Origin of the sequence: Aeromonas sp. Y289-2 (genome assembly GCF_027705925.1) — a bacterium.
Classification (GTDB): Bacteria; Pseudomonadota; Gammaproteobacteria; order Enterobacterales; family Aeromonadaceae; genus Aeromonas; species Aeromonas veronii.
Genome location: NZ_JAPDCH010000004.1, coordinates 106135 through 123631, shown reverse-complemented (window position 1 = coordinate 123631; position 17497 = coordinate 106135). Strand labels below are relative to the sequence as shown.

Sequence of the window (17497 nt, the reverse complement as noted above, 5' to 3'; positions counted from 1 at the left end):
TTTCTCCAAAGGGGATCCGCTGGGTTATAACAAGGTGACAGGATGCGCGAGGTGATGGATGGAACAGCTCGAAATATTCCCGCTGCAGAGCCCCTGCATCGGGGTCTGCGAAGTGAACAACAAAGGCTACTGCAAGGGGTGCCTGCGCAATCGCGAAGAGCGTTTCAACTGGCTCACCATGACCCCTGCCCAGCAACAAGAGGTGATGCGCCTGTGCCGGGATCGCAAACGTCGGGTCGAGGCTGCGCGGCGCAAGGCTCGTGAAGGCGCTCCCAGTGAACTGCAAGCACAGCACGGCTGGGATTTTTAAACGCCTCCCATAGGCCACCCTACTCCCCGATACCCACCCCTGCGACCAGTGCCAGTTCGCTAAACGCCACAAACAGATGATAAAACGTGCTGGCTGGCGCATGAGAGGTCAGCGGCTTTCCCTCGTTATCCACTTGATCGACCCACTGTCCGGGCATCGCGGGCAACAGGTAGTAGTGGAAGATCCGCGCAACTACCTTGCTGATCTGGCAGGCGGTAGCCTCATCCCCCTGTTGCTCATAGGTCGCCAGGAGTGCTTTCAAATGTTCGGTCTGGCACCAGAGCCGGCTGGTATCGCGATAGGGTTGCCCATCATCGGTCAGCTCATCGATCACCAGCCCGGTTTGCCCGTGCCCGTGGCGGATGGCAAAGCGGGTCAATATCCCGATTGCCTCGTCAATCTCGGTGCTGGTTGGCTGGATTTCCCAGCTGCTGGCAAGAGTCCGGTAGCGTGCCAGCAGCCAGCACCACTCGTAGTGATGACCCGGGTCGATAAGACGGGAGTCAGCATGACGCGCCAGCAGCGCATCGTCGAAAAACTCGCGCAGTAAACCGGGTTCCAGAAAACGCTGACGAAACAGCCGATACAGCGCGGTTGCTCGCTGCTGCCATATCACATCATCAAAGCTGTCTGCCGCCACCAACAACGCCTCGAACAGATGCATATGGGGATTTTGGCTGCGCAGTGGGCCAGATGGCCAAGTGGAGTGAAATCCACCGTGCAGCGGGTCCGCAAAGAGTTGCTCAATGGTCTGATAGCGCGACTCGGCCTGTTGTTGCCAGCGTGGATCGCCACTCAGACGATAGAGCCAGCACTCAGCCAGCAGAGCAAACGCGTATTCATAGCTGCAGACTGATGCGTCAGCAATCGAACCATCCCGATTAATGGAGAAAACGCTATGCCCCGCCCCATCGTCAAAATGACCCATACCGACCAAAGCAGAACGCTCGGCAAGGGTGCGCCCGTCGTACCACCCCAGCAGGGTGGCGTGGCTGAACACATAGATCTGGCGGCTCTGTACCCGAAAACGGGTCGGCTGCCACAAAGGCTGGCCAGCACTATCCAATCCCTCGGCAAACAGCCCACGCTCAGGGTCAACCCCCTGCGCGCCCCAAAGGGGCAGCGCCTCGGAGACCAGCCAGCGATGGCAGCGCTGCGCGGCCTCAGTCACCTCGATATGCATAAATTACCTCTCGCAACGGCGATAAAAAGGGAGAGCCAGGCTCTCCCATTGTTAACCAAATGGCCTTGACCCCATCAGAACAGACCGATGGCGACCCCGAAAAAGGCCAGCACCAACAGCCCGAGCATCGCTTTGACCGGCGAGACGTTGCGCTTGGCCATCAGATACCAGGTACCCAGCACCACCACCAGCGGCATCAGTTTGGGGAAGATGCCATCCAGCATGCTCTGAACCTGGATATTGACCCCGTCCGAGGTGACAAAATCGAGCCCGGTGGAGAGGTTGACATAACTGGCCGCTACCCCGCCCATCACAAAGACCCCAAGCAGGGAGAGCGCCTCGCGCAGCTTGGCCGACTCGGAACTGACCAGAGACTCCACCGAACCAGTGCCCAGCTTGTAGCCCTTCATAAACAACATGTAGGAGCCAGTAATGGCGATGGCGTTAAAGCTGATGACGTAAAACAGCGGCCCCAGCACACTCCCCCCTGCCGCCAGCGCCATACCGATACTGAGCAAAATGGGCACCAGCATACCGGGGATCATGGAATCACCGATGCCAGCGATGGGGCCCATCAGGCCGACCTTAAGGGTATTGATGGTCTCACCGTCGATCTTCTCGCCATTGGCCCGCTTCTCTTCAAGCCCGACTGCCAACCCGTTGATAATGGCGCCGATCTGGGGCTCGGTGTTATAGAAGGAGGCATGGCGTTTCATCGCCTCCATCCGTTCAGCCTTGCCGGGATAGAGCTTCTTGAGCGCCGGCATCATGCCAAGGCAAAAGCCGAACGATTCGAGACGCTCGAAGCTCATGGAGGAGAGGTTGTACATCATCCACGAACGCCAGCAGGCACGCAGATCCCTTGAGGTAAGAGCAACCGGCTGCTTGGCCGCCAGTTCCCCTGATTGCAGCTCTGTGTTCATCAGAATTCATCCTCATCATCGGTTTGGGTGGCAGCACGGGCAGCGACTGCAGGGCGTGGTTCCGGCTTGTAGTTATAGTGAATGAGCGCCAGCAGGGCCCCAATCATCACCAGCCCCACCATGTTGAGCTTGAGAAAAACGATGCCGACAAAACCCACCAGGAAGTAGATCAGCATGCTGTTCTGTTTGATGATCTGCTTGAGCAAGATGGCAATGCCGACTGCAGGCAGAATGCCGCCCACCACCGTCATGGTACGGATCACCAGCTCCGGCAGGCTGTTCATGAACCCTTCGATGTACTGGTTGCCGAAGTAGACGGCAATGAAGGTCGGCACGAAACGCAGCACAAAGTTGCTGGCCTGCGGGAAGATGGCGCTGTTGAGGTAAACCCCCTGTTCATCGCCCTGCTCAAGCGCCACATCGGCCCTGTGGTTCCAGTAGGAGTTGAACACCATCATGAAGTTGAAGAGGATGGTCCCGGCGATGCCGATGGTGGCGGCAATCGCCACGGCAACCGACGGCTCCTTGCCCGACATGATGCCCAGCGCAATGGCCGGAAAGGCGACGAAGTTGAGATCCGCCGGCATGGAACCGCCCGGCGTCACCATGGCGATATAGACTGCCTGCACCGCCACCCCGATCAGGATCCCGGTCTGAATATCCCCCAGAATGGCACCGACCAGCATGCCCGATACCAACGGGCGAGTAATGGTATACCAGCCACCGGTCAAGCCCAGCAGCCAAGGGCTGCTGAGAGCACCGAGATAGCAGAGTATCCCGATGAGGGTCGCTTCCAGAAACATGATCTCTGCTCCCTATTTCAGCTTTTTCTGGGCATCTGCCCAGCTGTAGTGACTGGCATCCGGTACCAGCCGAAAGTCGATCTCGTGACCAAGGTTGGCCAAGTAATCAAAAGCGGCGATCTCCTGCGCCGTCACCGACTGGTTGGGGCCTATGGTGGTAGTCTGCTCGCGGGCACTCATGGGCCCGACGTTGATCTTGCCGTTGAGATTATCCAGGGAGATCCCGGCGGCGCACAGGCGCTGCAGGGTGACCGGCGACTTGCCAATCACGAAGTAGCGCTTATCACTGGCGATCACCTTGGGCAACTTGGTAATGGCGGTCGCCACATCAAACAGCCACACCTTGGTATCCGACACTGCCCCCGTCATCACCTGGGAGAGCAGCGGATCGGCCGCCACCTCATCATCGATCGCGACGATACCGTCACAAGGAAGCTCTCTGGCCCAGCGGGTCACCAACTGACCGTGGATCACCCGATCGTCAATGCGTACAAATGAAATCGCCATCTCGCTCTCCTAGAAGTTGTCATCTTGCTGGTGCACCGCCGGTGCGGCGATCACCATGGATTCCAGAGCCTGTGCCAGCAACTGGCGGGCCGCTTCGTGCACATCGGTCGCTGCAAGCCAGTCGGCACTCATCAGCAGCATGGGAAAATTCACCCCGGTCACCACGGCTACCGGCTGCGGCCATGCGGGATCAAATGCAAAGCGGCATGCCACGTTGTAGGGTGTGCCGCACTCCATGTCGCACAGCACCAACACCCCGTCAGACCCCGCGCCATGACGGCGCAGGGTCTGTTCAAACTCGGCGCGAAACGTCTCTATTCCCCCCTCTTCGGTCAGAGAGACTGTGGCTACGGCGGGCAACTCGCCGTAGACCATATTGGCGCTGGCCAGCAGGGCCGGCGCCAGTGAACCATGGGTTGCGATAAGGATCCTCAGCATCTTGGTTACCCCCTCACATAGGCCTTGATGGTGGCAATGGTCTGCCCTTCACTCTCGCCACTCGGGCGGATACGATAGCGCCCTACCGACGCCGGTACGATGAAGGTCTCGGCATAGTGCACCACGAAGGGGGCGAAGGCGTTGTCCGGGCTATCTACCGTTGCCTCCCGACCCTCTATCAGGTTGAGCACTTGTACAGTGCCGCCGGTGTCGTGCTCTACCGGCACGCTGAACCAGTGGCGACGAGTCTCGATAAATTCCCGCTCATGCAGTCCGGTGCGCTCTTCACGCCACCCTTCCCCTTCAGCGATGGGCTCAATGCAATTGACCAGATTTCGCTTGGTCCAATCGGTATCCCGATCCCACTGGATCACCTTGCTGCCATGCTCCAGATGGATGGGGCGCGGAATGCCGTCGAGCCCGACCCGGCCCCAGTCCCACAGTTTGAAGGTGAAAATGTAAGGGGTGGCGCTGATCTCAAGTACCATGGCTCCCTCTCCCGAGCAGTGGACGGTTCCAGCCGGGATCAGGAAGTGGTCGTGCTTGCGAGCCGGGAAGCGGTTGATGAAGCGCTCGTCGTCGAAGGGCTTCTCACCGCGCTGGGCGGCAGCTAGGTCCGCCAGCATTGCCTGCGGGTCGATACCGTTACGGGTGCCGAGGTAGACGCAGGAGTCCGGCTTGGCATCGAGCAGATAGTAGCTCTCGTCCTGGGTATAGTGCATACCGAACTCCTGCTGGATGTATTCGGTCAGCGGATGCACCTGCAGACTGAGCGGCTGCCCCCCCACCGTATCGAGAAAATCGAACCGGATCGGGAACTCGGCGCCAAAGCGGGCGTGTACCCGCTCCCCCAGCAGGGCTTTTGGCTGGCACAGCACCAGGTTTTGCGACGGGATCTCCACCCTCACCTCGCCAAAGCGCAGGTAGAGGCTGTTCTCCTCGGGCACACAGTCAAAACACCAGGCGTAGTTGGGTTGGGCTGGGTCCAGATCACACACCTGCTTCATCCACTGCCCGCCCCAGACCCCAGGATCGAAGAAGGGAACAACCCGGAACGGCTGGCGCGCCGCCTGATGCAACCCTTGTTGCAGTGCCGCCCCCGTTACCATGGTCGGCTTGTCCCTGGTGTTGGTGTCGAGCAGGAAATCGATGGTGGGCAGCTGGGCCAATTTATGGCGATCAAACACTCGCCACTCGATGAAGAAGGCCCGCTTGTAGCGGCGCAATATGTCCTCTTCGGTGTTATCAGCGCCCCAGTTGCCAATCTCTTTACGGCGCAGACGCTGCTGGATCTCCCAGCGGGCAAGATCGGCATAGACCCGCACATCCCCTTTCGCCACCAGCGAAGCGCCGCAGCCCATCACCACCACCAGACCTTCGGCCACCTCTGCGACCTGCTGTTGCAGGCGCACCAAGGCGACCGGGTCAAAAAACTCCACCATCTTGTGAGGTGCCAGCACGCCAAACACCCGGTCATCTGTGATGAAGCGGTCCAGCATCGCCAGCACTTTGGGTTCGGGCAGGCGCGCCTGTTCCACATCGATGAGCGTGTGAGGCCCGAATCTGGTCAGCAGCTGGTTGCGTAGCTCGGTCTGATCCACGCCGTGATAGCAGTCGATCACCAGTACCACTTTCGCCTTGTCTTGCCCGTTCACTTTGGCTTGCAACTGATGGGCAATCTCATCCCATCCCGCACAGGCGGCCCGCTCATATCCAACAACGGTCACTTCTGGATATTTGTCGTAGTTGGAAACGTAACTCGAATGAATCATTGGCTTGCTCTCTCGTTGACACCTACGACAGAGATAAATCGATTAACCTGTTAACCACAACCTGATAAACACGATTAACCTCAAACATTGGGATATATCATCGGCATGGGCGGTGAAATTCGTGATCAACCGCTCACTTGCAACCTTCTCTCATCCGAAATATAGGTTAATCGATATATCTTGATGGCACGATCATGACTGGACCCACACCATGAGCAATGTGACTGTTGCCGATATTGCCCGCCACTTGGGCGTTTCCACCGCCACCGTCTCCATGACCCTGCGCAACAAGGGACGCATTTCCGACCACACTCGCCAGCGGGTACTCAAGGCCATCGACGAGCTCGGCTATGTTTACAACCAGACTGCCGCCAACCTGCGCAACAAGAGCAGCAATCAGGTTGGCCTGTTGCTGCACGACATTACCAACCCCTTCTATGCAGAGATGACAGCGGGCCTGAGCCGGGAGATGGAACACCACGACCTGATGCTGTTTCTCGCCAACAGCGAGGAGTCGGCGGCAAGGCAGCAGCAGTTTATGGACTCGTTGCAACGCAACAGTGCCGCCGGCATGGTGATCTGCGCTGCCCAGCCTACGCCCCACAGCTTTTTCGAGAGCCTGCAACGTCGCCATATGCCCACCATTCTGGTGGTGCGACCGGTGCCGGATGTAGCGATCGACTTTGTCGGCACCGACAACTTTCTGGGCTGTCAGCTGGCGACCGAGCACCTGCTGAAACTCGGCCATCGTCATATCGCCTTTGTTGGGGGCTCCTCCACCTCCATCAGCCGCTCCCAACGCCTCGGTGGTTATATGAGCAAGCTGCTCGAACACGGTATCACTGCCAAACCGGAGTGGATCATCAGCTGCGGCGCCAGCCGGGTAGAGGGCACCCGCGCCACGACGGCGCTGCTGGAGCAGCACCCCGAGGTGACGGCAGCGGTCTGCTATCAGGATGTGGTGGCGCTCGGCGCCATGCTGGCGCTGCGCAAGCAGGGGCGGCTCATCGGCCAGAACTTTGCACTGGTGGGCTTTGACGATCTGCCGGAGACAGCGCTGGTCGAACCGGCGCTCACCACCGTCTCGGTGGCGGCACGGGAGATTGGCCGCAAGGCGGGTGAACTGCTGCTCGAGCGGATTGCCGGCAACGACGAGCCGGCCAAAAGCATCATTCTGCCCCCTACCCTGGTGGTACGCCAATCTTGCGGCAGCCGCTAACGGGGTCGCTCACGACCCATGTAGGCTGATGGTTAGGTGATTGAGACACTCACCTCGCTGCTCACAACACAAGGTTCCCCTTCCTTCCCTGCGACCACCCGCAGGCCAAACCCCCGCTCTGCCATCAGCCGGTAATCATGACCGGCAATGGCAGGCCAGACCGCCAACGCCGAGAGCTGCGTCTCGCCAGTGTTGACAAGTCGATGGGCAACGTGGCCAGGGATATGATGAACGCTGCCGGCAAAGACCTGCTCCAACCGGCAAACACCGGCCATATCCTGCAACAGCAATAGTCCCCTTCCGCACAACCCGAAGTAGTACTCCGCCTGCTCGGCGCGAGCATGGATATGACCGCGGGTCATAAAAAACTCGTTCCCTATCCTGCCGGCCTCAAGATGGGTGACACCCATGTTGAGATCCCCCTCCACGCCACTGCTGGGCAACATCGCCACACGATAGAGCACAGTTTGCGGGTCAACCCCTGCTTCAGAAGCAGGATCGGCAAACAAGCCATACAGATCAGCCAACCTTGTACACTTCTCCACCAGTTCGGCACCGGACAAGCTGCCGGTCGCAAAATCCACCATGGGCGGGCTCATCAGCTTCATCATCTACTCCTCAGTGACGCTTTATCAGATGGTGCATCTGCACCTCGCCTAAACACGCTAATTGGTTAATCCATTAATCACAAGAGAAGCACACTATTAGAAAGAGATATTCGATGACGAAAGTTCAGCCAGAAAAACCATAACGAGTCGTCAATCAAATAATGAATAAGAGCCTTCTTATCTGTTTATCTCAAGAACAAAAAACATCAGGTGGAGATACAACTCCACTGAAAATTACACAAAAAATGCCGCCCGATCTTTCGACCGGGCGGCATTGTCATTGTGATGCGCGTTATGAGCGCGGCAGATCAACCAAACAGATGGTGGCTGACGATGAACAGGCCGCCGGAGAGCAGCATGGTCAGCGGCAGGGTCAGCACCCAGGCCATCAGGATGGTCTTGATGGTCTGGCTCTGCAGGCCGGATTTGTTGGCAATCATGGTACCCGCCACCGCAGAAGAGAGGATGTGGGTGGTGGACACCGGCATACCGGTCAGACTGGCGACCCCGATGGAGGTTGCAGCCGTGATCTGGGCCGCAATGCCCTGGCTGTAGGTCATGCCGGTGGTGCCGATCTTCTCGCCCACGGTATGGACGATACGACGCCAGCCCACCATGGTGCCGCAACCGAGCGCCAGCGCGATGGAGACGATCACCCAGGTCGGTGCGTATTCAGCGGTCGCGGTCAGATCCTTGCGCCATTTGGCCAGATCGGTCAGCTCCTTGGCTGGCAGCGGCAGCTTGGCAGCCTTGCGGGCGGTGTCATCGATACAGAGCAGCAGACGACGCACTTCGCGGCGGTCAGTCAGGCTCATCTGATCATAAGTACGCACGGCACCCAGACGGGCATCCAGGGTGGCCATCGCCTGCAGCACGCCATCGGCGGAGCAGTGAGTCATCAGCTCTTCCTGAGCCGTTGCCGGTGCAGAGAAGTTGATGACGTCCGAGAGGGCGGACTGGTTGCGCTGGTAGATCTCCATGATGCGCTGGTTGGCATCCTGGGTCCGGTCCAGATCATAGGCGCGGCTGTTCATGTCCAGTGCGAAATAGGCAGGCGCCATACAGATCAGCACCAGCATCACCAGACCGATACCCTTCTGGCCATCGTTGGAGCCGTGTACGAAGCTGACGCCCATGGCCGAGGCCACCAGGGTCAGACGCGCCCAGAATGGCGGGTGCTTCTTGCCATCCACCAGCTGACGCTCTTCCGGTGTTTTGTGGATCTTGTTGCTGGTCCAGATGCGTTTCATTGCCAGCAGCAGCAGTGCCGCGATGATGAAACCTATGGTGGGAGAGATGATGAGGGAAAGCATTATGTCGATCGCTTTGCCCACGTTGATCCCTTCTGTCACCGGTTTATGGGTGATCCAGGCATAGGCGCCGCCTACCCCCAGAATGGAACCGATCAAGGTATGTGAACTGGAGGCCGGGATCCCGAAGAACCAGGTGCCCAGGTTCCACACGATGGCGGAAAACAGCAAGGAGAAGACCATGATCAACCCTTGGGTGGAGTCCATCCCAAGCAGCAGGTCGATGGGCAGCAGATGGACAATGGCATAGGCCACACCCAGACCGCCGAACATGACGCCAAAAAAGTTGAAGATCCCCGATGCAACGACCGCCAGGTGAGCTGGCATCGCCTTGGTATAGATAACCGTTGCTACCGCGTTGGCGGTATCGTGAAAGCCGTTGATAAATTCATAGGCAAGCACAAAAAAAACGGCCAATACCAAACCGATTGACCACCACAAACCCAAACCACTAAACATTTCAAACATAAAAAAAAGCCTGTTTATGAGTTGCGGCGGATTATGCCAGATGGCGGCCAACACCATAGCCACCATTGAAATATTTCAGCCATAAAAAAAAAGAGCTTTTTGGAAAAAAATATCCTAGAGCCAGTCTTCATGCGGCTTGCCATCGATTAATTAAAGCCATCAATGATTGCGGGAAAGGGCAAAAATAGCTGACAATTAAGCCAATAATTTCATTTTTATGACGTTTTTATGACAGAAAAACGGGCGAAAGTGGTGATAAAGCGTCCCTGCCCCGTCAATCTCATCCGGCCAGCACCATCAGCCCCATATCCGTTTGATTCCAGATGCAAAAAGGGAGCCCTTGTGCTCCCTTGCATCGTTGCCGTGTTGCCAGTTATCAGTCCTGATTGATACGACTGGCAACGGCGCCCTGTTGGCTCTTGTACTTGGCATTTTCCCGCTTGTTGTAGGGACGGGCCGCGACGCCGGAGAGCATCTCGAAGTTCAAGGCGCCAATTTTCATCTTCGGGCGCAGTGCCAGCGGCAGTTTGCCGCCGTTGTAGAACTCCAGCACGATGCGACCGGACCAACCCGGATCGATGCGGTGCGCGGTCACGTGCACCATCAAACCCAGGCGCGCCAGTGAAGAGCGGCCATCCAGCCAGCCGACGATATCGGCAGGCAGGGTGACGGATTCGTAGGTCACCGCCAGCGCCAGCTGACCCGGGTGCAGGTAGAAGGCTTCGCCATCGGGGATGTGGATCTCGTCACTCATCACCCGATCGATGGCATCGGCCATCTCGCTGCTCGGGCCGCTCAGGTCGATATAGGGCGCGGTATGATCGCGAAACACCCGAAACTCGTTACCCAGCAGCACATCGACACTGACACCACTGATCCGCTCTACCCCGGGCCGTGGCTCAATGACGATCTTGCCTTCATCCAGATGGCGTTCAATATCGGTATCACACAGACGCATTGGGCGACTCTCCTGACAAATTGTGCTTTTAAAAAAGCCGGGCATCACCCGGCTTGTTTCATCTTAACCGATCAACATGTGGCGGATACGCGCCTTGAGCATGTCGATGGCGATGCGGTTCTTGCCACCACGGGGCACGATCACATCGGCATACTGTTTGGACGGCTCGATAAACTGCAGGAACATCGGACGCACTGTCTTCTGGTACTGCTTGAGCACGGAGTCCATGGTGCGGCCACGCTCCTGCACATCACGCACCAGACGGCGCAACAGGCAGATGTCGAGCGGGGTATCCATAAAGATGGAGGCATCCATCAGATCCCGCAGACGGCTGTCGGTCAGCAGCAGGATCCCTTCCAGAATGATCACCCGGCGCGGCGCAAACGGGGTCACTTCGTTCATCCGGGTGTGTTCGGTGTAGGAGTACTGGGGAATGGCAACCGCGTCACCTTTGACCAGCTGGCTCAGGTGCTGTACCAGCAAGTCGTGATCCAGCGCGTTAGGGTGGTCATAGTTGGTCTTGACCCGCTCTTCCATGGTCAGGTGGGTCTGATCACGGTAGTAGCAATCTTCGGTGATCACACCAATCTGACCTGCGCCCAGTTCGGCCACCAGCTCTTCATAAATGGTCTGGGCTATAAGACTTTTGCCAGACGCAGATGCGCCCGCAATACCGATGATCACACACGAATGTTGAGTATCAGACATGACAAATACCTAAAAGAGAAGAGCAGTGGGGATGGTTTAAACCGATCCATTATATAAAAAAGGGTGGGTCATGCCCACCCTCAATTCCCTTTCAAGTGACCGACCGCCGATTATTCATCCAGCGCCATGGCATAGAGGGGGGTCGCAATCGGTTTTGCGCTGAAAAAGAGTTCAGCCCCTACCCTACGCGCCAGCTTCAAATAGGCCTGAGCCAGGCTCCCTTCCGGTGCGCCGAACACCGTCGGGCAGCCATCATCCATGTGTTGGCGGATATCGATGTGCAGCGGTAATTGACCAAGCAGTGCCACTTGATACTGCTCTGCCATCTTCTGGCCGCCACCGGTACCAAACAGCGGCTCATGATGACCGCAGGCGCTGCAGACGTGGTAGCTCATGTTCTCGATGATGCCGAGCACCGGCACATCGACCTTGTTGAACATGGCGATCCCCTTGCGGGCATCGGCCAGCGCCACATCTTGCGGGGTGGTAACAATGACCGCGGCCGACGTCGGCACCTGCTGGGCCATGGTGAGCTGGATATCGCCAGTGCCCGGCGGCATGTCTACCACCAGATAATCCACCTCGCCCCAGCGGGTCTCATGGAGGATCTGCGCCAGCGCCTTGCTCGCCATCGGGCCACGCCAGATGGTGGCATCCTGCTCGGAGACCAGATAGCCGATGCTGTTGCTCTTGAGGCCGCAGGCCATCACCGGCTCCATCAGCTTGCCGTCATGGCTGACCGGGCGCTCCTTGAGGGTGCCCATCATGGTGGGAATGGAAGGGCCATAGATATCGGCATCGAGAATAGCGACCCGCGCACCCTCTTTTTGCAGCGCCAGCGCCAGGTTGACCGCAGTGGTAGATTTGCCCACCCCCCCCTTGCCGGAAGCAACCACGATGATGTTGCGAATGCCCTGCACGGCATTGAGGCCCTGCGCCCGCGGCATGCTGGCGACGTCAATCTCCAGTGCCCAGTCGATACGGGCGGCGCCGGTGGCGCTGCGCAGTCTGGCATCGTAGTTCTCTTTGAGCTGATCTAGCAGCGAGAGACCGGCAAACGGCAATACCAGCCGGATAGTAAGCCCCTGACCCTGATTGATGATCTCGCGAACGAATCCGGCATCCACCAGATCCTTGTGCCAGCCTGCTGGCTTAAATTCGGCGAGGATCTGTTTTACTGAATCAATCACCATTAACTCCTCATTATCTTGTCATTATCTTGAGGTGAACGGTTACCGCACACAAATCAGTGGCTTGCCTGCCATCGTAACAGCAGGTGCTGCCAAGGTTGGCACAGCCACAACCCTAGGCAGGCTACCCCCAATTCGGGTAACATGCACGGCACTCTATCATCCCAACAAGCACATCAAGAACGTAATATGGCAACTGATCCTCGTAAAATGCTGGTAACCTGCGCCCTCCCCTATGCCAATGGCTCCATCCATCTTGGCCACATGCTGGAACATATCCAGGCCGATATCTGGGTTCGTTATCAGCGAATGCGCGGCCATCAGGTGCACTTCATCTGTGCCGATGATGCCCACGGCACCCCGATCATGCTCAAGGCACAGCAGATGGGGATCACCCCGGAAGAGATGATTGCCGCTGTCTCCAAGGAGCACCAGGCCGACTTCGCCGGGTTCAACATCAGCTTTGACAACTATCACTCCACCCACAGCGACGAAAACCGCGAGCTGGCGGAGCTGATCTATGGCCGCCTGAAAAATGGTGGCTTTATCAAGAGCCGCACCATCTCCCAGCTGTTCGATCCGGAAAAATCCATGTTCCTGCCGGACCGTTTCGTCAAGGGGACCTGCCCCAAGTGCAAGTCTCCGGAGCAGTATGGCGACAACTGCGACAGCTGCGGCGCTACCTACAGCCCGACTGAGCTGATCGATCCGAAATCTGCCGTCTCCGGCGCGACTCCGGTAATGAAGGACTCCGAGCACTTCTTCTTCGACCTGCCGCAGTTTGAAAAATGGCTCTCTGAGTGGGTACGTGGCTCCGGCGCCATTCAGGAAGAGATGGCCAACAAGATGCAGGAGTGGTTCGAGAGCGGCCTGCAGCAGTGGGACATCACCCGCGACGCCCCCTACTTCGGGTTCGAAATTCCCGGCGCCCCGGGCAAGTACTTCTACGTCTGGCTGGATGCCCCCATCGGTTACATGGCTTCCTTCAAGAACCTGTGCAACAAGCGTGGCGACATCGACTTTGACAGCTACTGGAAAGCGGACTCCGACGCCGAGCTCTACCACTTCATCGGCAAGGACATCGCCTATTTCCACTGCCTGTTCTGGCCGTCCATGCTGGAAGGTGCCAACTTCCGCAAGCCGACCAAGGTCAACGTGCACGGGTATGTGACCGTCAACGGCGCCAAGATGTCCAAGTCCAAGGGCACCTTTATCAAGGCATCTACCTACCTGAACCACCTGGATCCGGAGTGCCTGCGTTACTACTACGCCGCCAAGCTCAACAGCCGCATCGACGATCTGGACTTGAACCTCGAAGATTTCGTGCAGCGCGTCAACGCTGACGTGGTCAACAAGCTGGTCAACCTTGCCTCCCGCAACGCCGGCTTTATTGCCAAGCGCTTTGGCGGCAAGCTGGCAGCAACCTGCGCCGAGCCCGAGCTCTACGCCGAATTCGCCAATGCCCGTACCGCCATTGCCGAAGCGTATGAGAGCCGCGAGTTCAGCCGCGCCATCCGCGAGATCATGGCGCTGGCCGACAAGGCCAACCGCTACGTGGACGACAAGGCTCCCTGGGTTATCGCCAAGCAGGAAGGGGCTGACGCCGAGCTGCAGGCGGTCTGCTCTGTTGGCATCAACCTGTTCCGCGTGCTGATGGCCTACCTCAAGCCCGTCATGCCGCTGCTGGCCGAGCGTGCCGAAGCCTTCCTGGCCGAAACCCTCAGCTGGGATGGCATCGAGATGCCGCTGGTCGATCACACCGTGGCACCGTTCAAGACGCTCTTCTCCCGCATAGAGCCGGCGAAGATTGAAGCCATGATCGAGGCATCCAAGGAAGACTTGGCCAAAGAGCAGGCACCGAAAGTGAGCGGCCCGCTGGCTGATGACCCCATCAGCGAAACCATCACCTATGACGATTTTGCCAAGATTGACCTGCGCGTCGCGCTGATCAAGAAAGCAGAAGCGGTACCGGAAGCCGAGAAGCTGCTCAAGCTGCAACTGGATATCGGCGGCGAAACCCGTCAGGTGTTTGCCGGTATCAAGTCCGCCTACAACCCGGAAGATCTGGAAGGCAAGCTGACCGTGATGGTGGCCAACTTGGCGCCGCGCAAGATGCGTTTCGGCATGTCCGAAGGCATGGTGCTGGCTGCAGGCCCGGGCGGCAAGGATCTCTGGATCCTGGAGCCGCAGGAAGGCGCCCAGCCGGGTATGCGCGTCAAGTAAGCACATCGCTGACTGCGACCACAGCCAGATAGAGAAGAGAGGCCAAACGGCCTCTCTTTTTTGTCTCACCTGTTTGGCCTGGATAGCTTTTGTAGATGCTGATCGCGGATGGCTGCCGCAGATTGCGTGCGGCCTCGGGGCTATCCACCACCGGGATTCGCGGGCGATACATTTTGTTCTGAATACCTGACCAGCCGACTTGGCATGTCATTCATGTTGTGGCCTGCCAGCATCGCCAGTTTGAGCGCCACCAGCTCCGCCTGCTGGCAGTCCAGTTGACGCAAACGGGCGGTGATCTTCCCCTTCAACTGCTGCCGCAGTTTCGTCTGCTTGCGGGTGTTCCCCTGCTCTGCTCGCAACCTCCGCCGCCATTGACGCCAATCCTGCAACTGTCCGAGTCGCTCCTGCCAGTGAGTCAGGGTGCTCAACCAGCCGGGCTCCCCACTCCCCAGATCCAGCAACAGTTCCACGCCATACCGGGCCTGCTTGATCTCGAGGCGCAGCCGATGCCAGCGGCGCAACTGTTGCTGACGGGAGCTGGCAGATTTCCCAACGCAGGGAATAGGTTCATCGAGAGCGCTCTGCGCCTCATCAAGGCGCAGGGCCAGATGCTGCTGATAGAGGAACGCCAATGCCCACGCATCCTGCACCTGCGCCACCGCCGCAAGCCAGCGGGCCAGTCGCCGCGACAACAGGGGCACGCGACAGGCCGATTTGTGGGTATTACCCGTGCTGGCAGGCGGCTTGCCAAAACGCTCGGCGTAGACCTGAGCATCCCGCAGCGCCGAGAGCCGCCCGACCGAGCGCAGCAGACGCCGCTCCAGCTCGGGATGATAGGTGAGTGGCCGCCACAGGGCGAACAACGCCAGCAAGCGGCGCGCCGCGATACGGTAGCCATGCACGGCCGGTTCGCTGGCCTCTTCGCGCACCGCTCGCGCCGCCTCCTGATAACGGGCGACCCAGCTTGTTGCCTGAGTCAGCAACAGACCTTCCTTGTCAGCGTCCATCTCATCCCCGCCCCTTCAGTTGGTGTGAAAGCCCTGACCGGTGGGCGGCAGCGCCTCCTCATACTCCATCTTGGTCACTCTGGCGGTGCGCGGGCCATGTTCCAGCCACCCCAGCATCATCTGCACCCCCTGCGCGGGGCCGCTGATGAGGATCTCCACCGAGCCATCCTCCAGGTTGTAGGCATGGCCCCGCAAACCCAGTTGCAGCGCCCGCTCGCGGGTGAAATAGCGAAATCCTACCCCCTGCACCTGCCCCCACACCCGAATGACAAACGATTGCTCTCCCATTTCTCACACCTTCCGCTTAAGAAAAAAATTCCCGAGACGATAATGTGCCCGACACTCTATCTCTGCAGGATGCAGCTCCATTATGAAAGAAGTTAAATTCCGGTGGGTTGACCGCTATCTCATTCACCTCACCATCAGTGAAAAATTCCATATCGCGTTCTGGTTACCTCTCTTCATCATCGCCTTTCTCAGCTGGTATATGCTGGCGGCCAGCCATCAGCAGGAGATCTCCCTGCGGGTAGCACAGTTGCAGCAACGGGTCGAGACCACGGCGCAGCTGGTCAGCCAGCAGCCAACTCTGGTGTTGCCTGCTGATCTGCGTCTGACTCGACAAGGCAGCAGCGGGTTGCAGCAGCAAGGAGATCACTTCCTCTTTAGCGCGCCAGCGGGTCAGGCAGGCTACGTCACCGGTGATCTCGACACCGGCAACCTCTCCATGTGGGAGGGTCAGGGCTCGACCCTGCTCCTCATCGGCGCGCTGGCCGCCCTGATGGCGCTGGTGATCCACTACATGATGACCTTTGTCTCCGGTGCGCTCTACTCCACCAACAAGGCGCTGCAAACCGTGGCGGACGGGGATCTCACCTTCCGACTCAACTTCTTCCCGGTGCGGGACGAGTTCTCCACCCTGGCGGGCAGCATCGACCGCTTTACCGACCGCCAGCACCAGATCGTCAAACTGGTGGAAGAGTCTGCCGAAGCGCTGACCATGGCCGCCGACGAGTTTCGTGACCATGCACGCGAAGGCGAGAGCATGGCGCGTTCCCAGCGCCAGCACATGGATTCACTGGCCACCGCCATGGAGCAGATGTCGGCGGCGATCCGCGAAGTGGCGCGCAATGCCAACGACACCCTGCAGCAGACCCGTCAATCGAGCGAAGAGGCAGCCAATGGCGCCAACCGGGTGGCCCGCACCATCGAAGCGATCCGTACCCTGGCCGACGAGATTGGCAACGCCTCCGGCGCGGTCGAGCGCCTGACCCACAACGCCAACCGGATCAACGAGGTGGTCAACGTCATCAACGCCATCTCCCAGCAGACCAACCTGCTGGCCCTCAACGCCGCCATCGAAGCGGCCCGTGCCGGTGAGCAGGGTCGCGGCTTTGCGGTGGTAGCGGATGAAGTGCGTACCCTCGCCAGCCGTACCCAGCAGGCTACGGTGGAGATCCAGCAGATGATCGAAGAGCTGCAGACCGGTACCGGCGCACTGAACGAGATCATGGAGAAAACCGTGGGGCGTGCCGCCAGCAGCCAGCAGCTCATCAGCGAAGTGGGGCTAGATATCGAAAAACTGAGCAACCACAGCGATGCGGTGCTGCAGATGAGCACCCAGATCGCCACCTCCAGCGAGGAGCAGAGCTCGGTCGCCGCCGAGATCACCCACAATCTGGATCAGGTGCGCCATGAAGCGGCGCAGGTGGAGGAGTCTGCCAGTGCCTCGGTAGCCGGCACACAAGGGCTGAAAGCCACCGCCAGCGAACTGACCCAGGCACTCAAGGGGATCACTCTCTGACGCTGCCGAATAGCATCCGGCAACAAGAAGCAATAAGAAAAGAGGCCACCCATTGGGTGGCCTCTTTGT

Annotated in this window: 17 protein-coding genes; 4 read left to right on the top strand and 13 right to left on the bottom strand. The window is 58.7% G+C overall.

Annotation, left to right across the window (positions count from 1 at the left end; all coding sequences use genetic code 11):
* The first annotated feature begins 58 nt into the window (after positions 1-58).
* The gene (locus OKC43_RS08540; protein ID WP_236271421.1) at positions 59-310 is read left to right on the top strand and encodes a DUF1289 domain-containing protein; all 252 of its coding nucleotides are present in this window, start codon (positions 59-61) and stop codon (positions 308-310) included.
* Positions 311-329: 19 nt separating this feature from the next.
* Here the strand turns inward: OKC43_RS08540 and OKC43_RS08535 are convergent, their stop codons facing one another.
* From OKC43_RS08535 to OKC43_RS08510, 6 genes are all read right to left on the bottom strand, one after another.
* Complete coding sequence (locus OKC43_RS08535; protein WP_236271420.1) at positions 330-1493, bottom strand: AGE family epimerase/isomerase; 1164 nt, start codon at positions 1491-1493, stop codon at positions 330-332.
* A gap of 74 nt (positions 1494-1567) precedes the next feature.
* A complete protein-coding gene (locus tag OKC43_RS08530; protein WP_236271419.1) occupies positions 1568-2416 on the bottom strand; it encodes a PTS system mannose/fructose/sorbose family transporter subunit IID in 849 nt (282 codons plus the stop codon).
* Positions 2416-3219 carry a PTS mannose/fructose/sorbose/N-acetylgalactosamine transporter subunit IIC gene (locus OKC43_RS08525; RefSeq protein WP_064337977.1) on the bottom strand — a complete coding sequence of 268 codons (804 nt, stop codon included), beginning with the start codon at positions 3217-3219 and terminating at the stop codon, positions 2416-2418. Before OKC43_RS08525 ends, OKC43_RS08530 begins: the two co-directional genes overlap by 1 nt.
* Before the next feature lie 12 nt (positions 3220-3231).
* Positions 3232-3726, bottom strand: a complete 495-nt coding sequence (locus OKC43_RS08520) for a PTS system mannose/fructose/N-acetylgalactosamine-transporter subunit IIB (RefSeq protein ID WP_064341276.1) — start codon at positions 3724-3726, stop codon at positions 3232-3234.
* 9 nt (positions 3727-3735) lie between these two features.
* Positions 3736-4164, bottom strand: coding sequence for a PTS sugar transporter subunit IIA (locus tag OKC43_RS08515; RefSeq protein WP_139438023.1), 429 nt, complete (start codon positions 4162-4164; stop codon positions 3736-3738).
* 5 nt (positions 4165-4169) lie between these two features.
* Complete coding sequence (locus tag OKC43_RS08510) at positions 4170-5936, bottom strand: class I mannose-6-phosphate isomerase (protein ID WP_236271418.1); 1767 nt, start codon at positions 5934-5936, stop codon at positions 4170-4172.
* Between the two features lie 211 nt (positions 5937-6147).
* Between OKC43_RS08510 and OKC43_RS08505 the strand changes: the two genes are divergently transcribed.
* On the top strand, positions 6148-7155 hold the full coding sequence (locus tag OKC43_RS08505) for a LacI family DNA-binding transcriptional regulator (protein WP_236271417.1): 1008 nt from the start codon (positions 6148-6150) through the stop codon (positions 7153-7155).
* A gap of 32 nt (positions 7156-7187) precedes the next feature.
* On the opposite strand, the gene OKC43_RS08500 is transcribed toward OKC43_RS08505, so the two are convergent.
* The 5 genes from OKC43_RS08500 to apbC all read right to left on the bottom strand — a co-directional run bounded on the left by OKC43_RS08500 (position 7188) and on the right by apbC (position 12400).
* Positions 7188-7766: a glucose-6-phosphate isomerase family protein gene (locus tag OKC43_RS08500; protein ID WP_236271416.1), complete on the bottom strand. Its 579-nt coding sequence runs from the start codon at positions 7764-7766 to the stop codon at positions 7188-7190.
* A 305-nt stretch (positions 7767-8071) separates the two neighbouring features.
* Complete coding sequence (locus tag OKC43_RS08495) at positions 8072-9541, bottom strand: inorganic phosphate transporter (RefSeq protein WP_129504019.1); 1470 nt, start codon at positions 9539-9541, stop codon at positions 8072-8074.
* Positions 9542-9917: 376 nt separating this feature from the next.
* Positions 9918-10499: a dCTP deaminase gene (gene dcd / locus OKC43_RS08490; protein WP_005336719.1), complete on the bottom strand. Its 582-nt coding sequence runs from the start codon at positions 10497-10499 to the stop codon at positions 9918-9920.
* Positions 10500-10562: 63 nt separating this feature from the next.
* Positions 10563-11207 carry a uridine kinase gene (gene udk, locus OKC43_RS08485; protein WP_005352133.1) on the bottom strand — a complete coding sequence of 215 codons (645 nt, stop codon included), beginning with the start codon at positions 11205-11207 and terminating at the stop codon, positions 10563-10565.
* Between the two features lie 110 nt (positions 11208-11317).
* A complete protein-coding gene (apbC, locus tag OKC43_RS08480) occupies positions 11318-12400 on the bottom strand; it encodes an iron-sulfur cluster carrier protein ApbC (protein ID WP_058057670.1) in 1083 nt (360 codons plus the stop codon).
* Between the two features lie 186 nt (positions 12401-12586).
* On the opposite strand from apbC, the gene metG reads away from it, so the two are divergent.
* Positions 12587-14620 (top strand): methionine--tRNA ligase, encoded by a 2034-nt coding sequence (gene metG / locus OKC43_RS08475; RefSeq protein WP_236271415.1) that lies wholly within the window; start codon positions 12587-12589, stop codon positions 14618-14620.
* Positions 14621-14760: 140 nt separating this feature from the next.
* On the opposite strand, the gene OKC43_RS08470 is transcribed toward metG, so the two are convergent.
* Together OKC43_RS08470 and OKC43_RS08465 are read right to left on the bottom strand one after the other, a co-directional pair.
* On the bottom strand, positions 14761-15627 hold the full coding sequence (locus tag OKC43_RS08470) for a CHAD domain-containing protein (RefSeq protein WP_236271414.1): 867 nt from the start codon (positions 15625-15627) through the stop codon (positions 14761-14763).
* Positions 15628-15642: 15 nt separating this feature from the next.
* Positions 15643-15915, bottom strand: a complete 273-nt coding sequence (locus OKC43_RS08465; protein WP_129504015.1) for an acylphosphatase — start codon at positions 15913-15915, stop codon at positions 15643-15645.
* A gap of 82 nt (positions 15916-15997) precedes the next feature.
* Between OKC43_RS08465 and OKC43_RS08460 the strand changes: the two genes are divergently transcribed.
* Positions 15998-17428 carry a methyl-accepting chemotaxis protein gene (locus OKC43_RS08460; protein WP_236271413.1) on the top strand — a complete coding sequence of 477 codons (1431 nt, stop codon included), beginning with the start codon at positions 15998-16000 and terminating at the stop codon, positions 17426-17428.
* Positions 17429-17497 lie beyond the last annotated feature (69 nt).

Excerpts from the sequence above, each read along its gene's own strand:
- OKC43_RS08540 (WP_236271421.1), top strand. The coding sequence starts at position 59 with ATGGAACAGCTCGAAATATTCCCGCTGCAGAGCCCCTGCATCGGGGTC.
- OKC43_RS08535 (WP_236271420.1), bottom strand. The coding sequence starts at position 1,493 with ATGCATATCGAGGTGACTGAGGCCGCGCAGCGCTGCCATCGCTGGCTG.
- OKC43_RS08530 (WP_236271419.1), bottom strand. The coding sequence starts at position 2,416 with ATGAACACAGAGCTGCAATCAGGGGAACTGGCGGCCAAGCAGCCGGTT.
- OKC43_RS08525 (WP_064337977.1), bottom strand. The coding sequence starts at position 3,219 with ATGTTTCTGGAAGCGACCCTCATCGGGATACTCTGCTATCTCGGTGCT.
- OKC43_RS08520 (WP_064341276.1), bottom strand. The coding sequence starts at position 3,726 with ATGGCGATTTCATTTGTACGCATTGACGATCGGGTGATCCACGGTCAG.
- OKC43_RS08515 (WP_139438023.1), bottom strand. The coding sequence starts at position 4,164 with ATGCTGAGGATCCTTATCGCAACCCATGGTTCACTGGCGCCGGCCCTG.
- OKC43_RS08510 (WP_236271418.1), bottom strand. The coding sequence starts at position 5,936 with ATGATTCATTCGAGTTACGTTTCCAACTACGACAAATATCCAGAAGTG.
- OKC43_RS08505 (WP_236271417.1), top strand. The coding sequence starts at position 6,148 with ATGAGCAATGTGACTGTTGCCGATATTGCCCGCCACTTGGGCGTTTCC.
- OKC43_RS08500 (WP_236271416.1), bottom strand. The coding sequence starts at position 7,766 with ATGATGAAGCTGATGAGCCCGCCCATGGTGGATTTTGCGACCGGCAGC.
- OKC43_RS08495 (WP_129504019.1), bottom strand. The coding sequence starts at position 9,541 with ATGTTTGAAATGTTTAGTGGTTTGGGTTTGTGGTGGTCAATCGGTTTG.
- dcd (WP_005336719.1), bottom strand. The coding sequence starts at position 10,499 with ATGCGTCTGTGTGATACCGATATTGAACGCCATCTGGATGAAGGCAAG.
- udk (WP_005352133.1), bottom strand. The coding sequence starts at position 11,207 with ATGTCTGATACTCAACATTCGTGTGTGATCATCGGTATTGCGGGCGCA.
- apbC (WP_058057670.1), bottom strand. The coding sequence starts at position 12,400 with ATGGTGATTGATTCAGTAAAACAGATCCTCGCCGAATTTAAGCCAGCA.
- metG (WP_236271415.1), top strand. The coding sequence starts at position 12,587 with ATGGCAACTGATCCTCGTAAAATGCTGGTAACCTGCGCCCTCCCCTAT.
- OKC43_RS08470 (WP_236271414.1), bottom strand. The coding sequence starts at position 15,627 with ATGGACGCTGACAAGGAAGGTCTGTTGCTGACTCAGGCAACAAGCTGG.
- OKC43_RS08465 (WP_129504015.1), bottom strand. The coding sequence starts at position 15,915 with ATGGGAGAGCAATCGTTTGTCATTCGGGTGTGGGGGCAGGTGCAGGGG.
- OKC43_RS08460 (WP_236271413.1), top strand. The coding sequence starts at position 15,998 with ATGAAAGAAGTTAAATTCCGGTGGGTTGACCGCTATCTCATTCACCTC.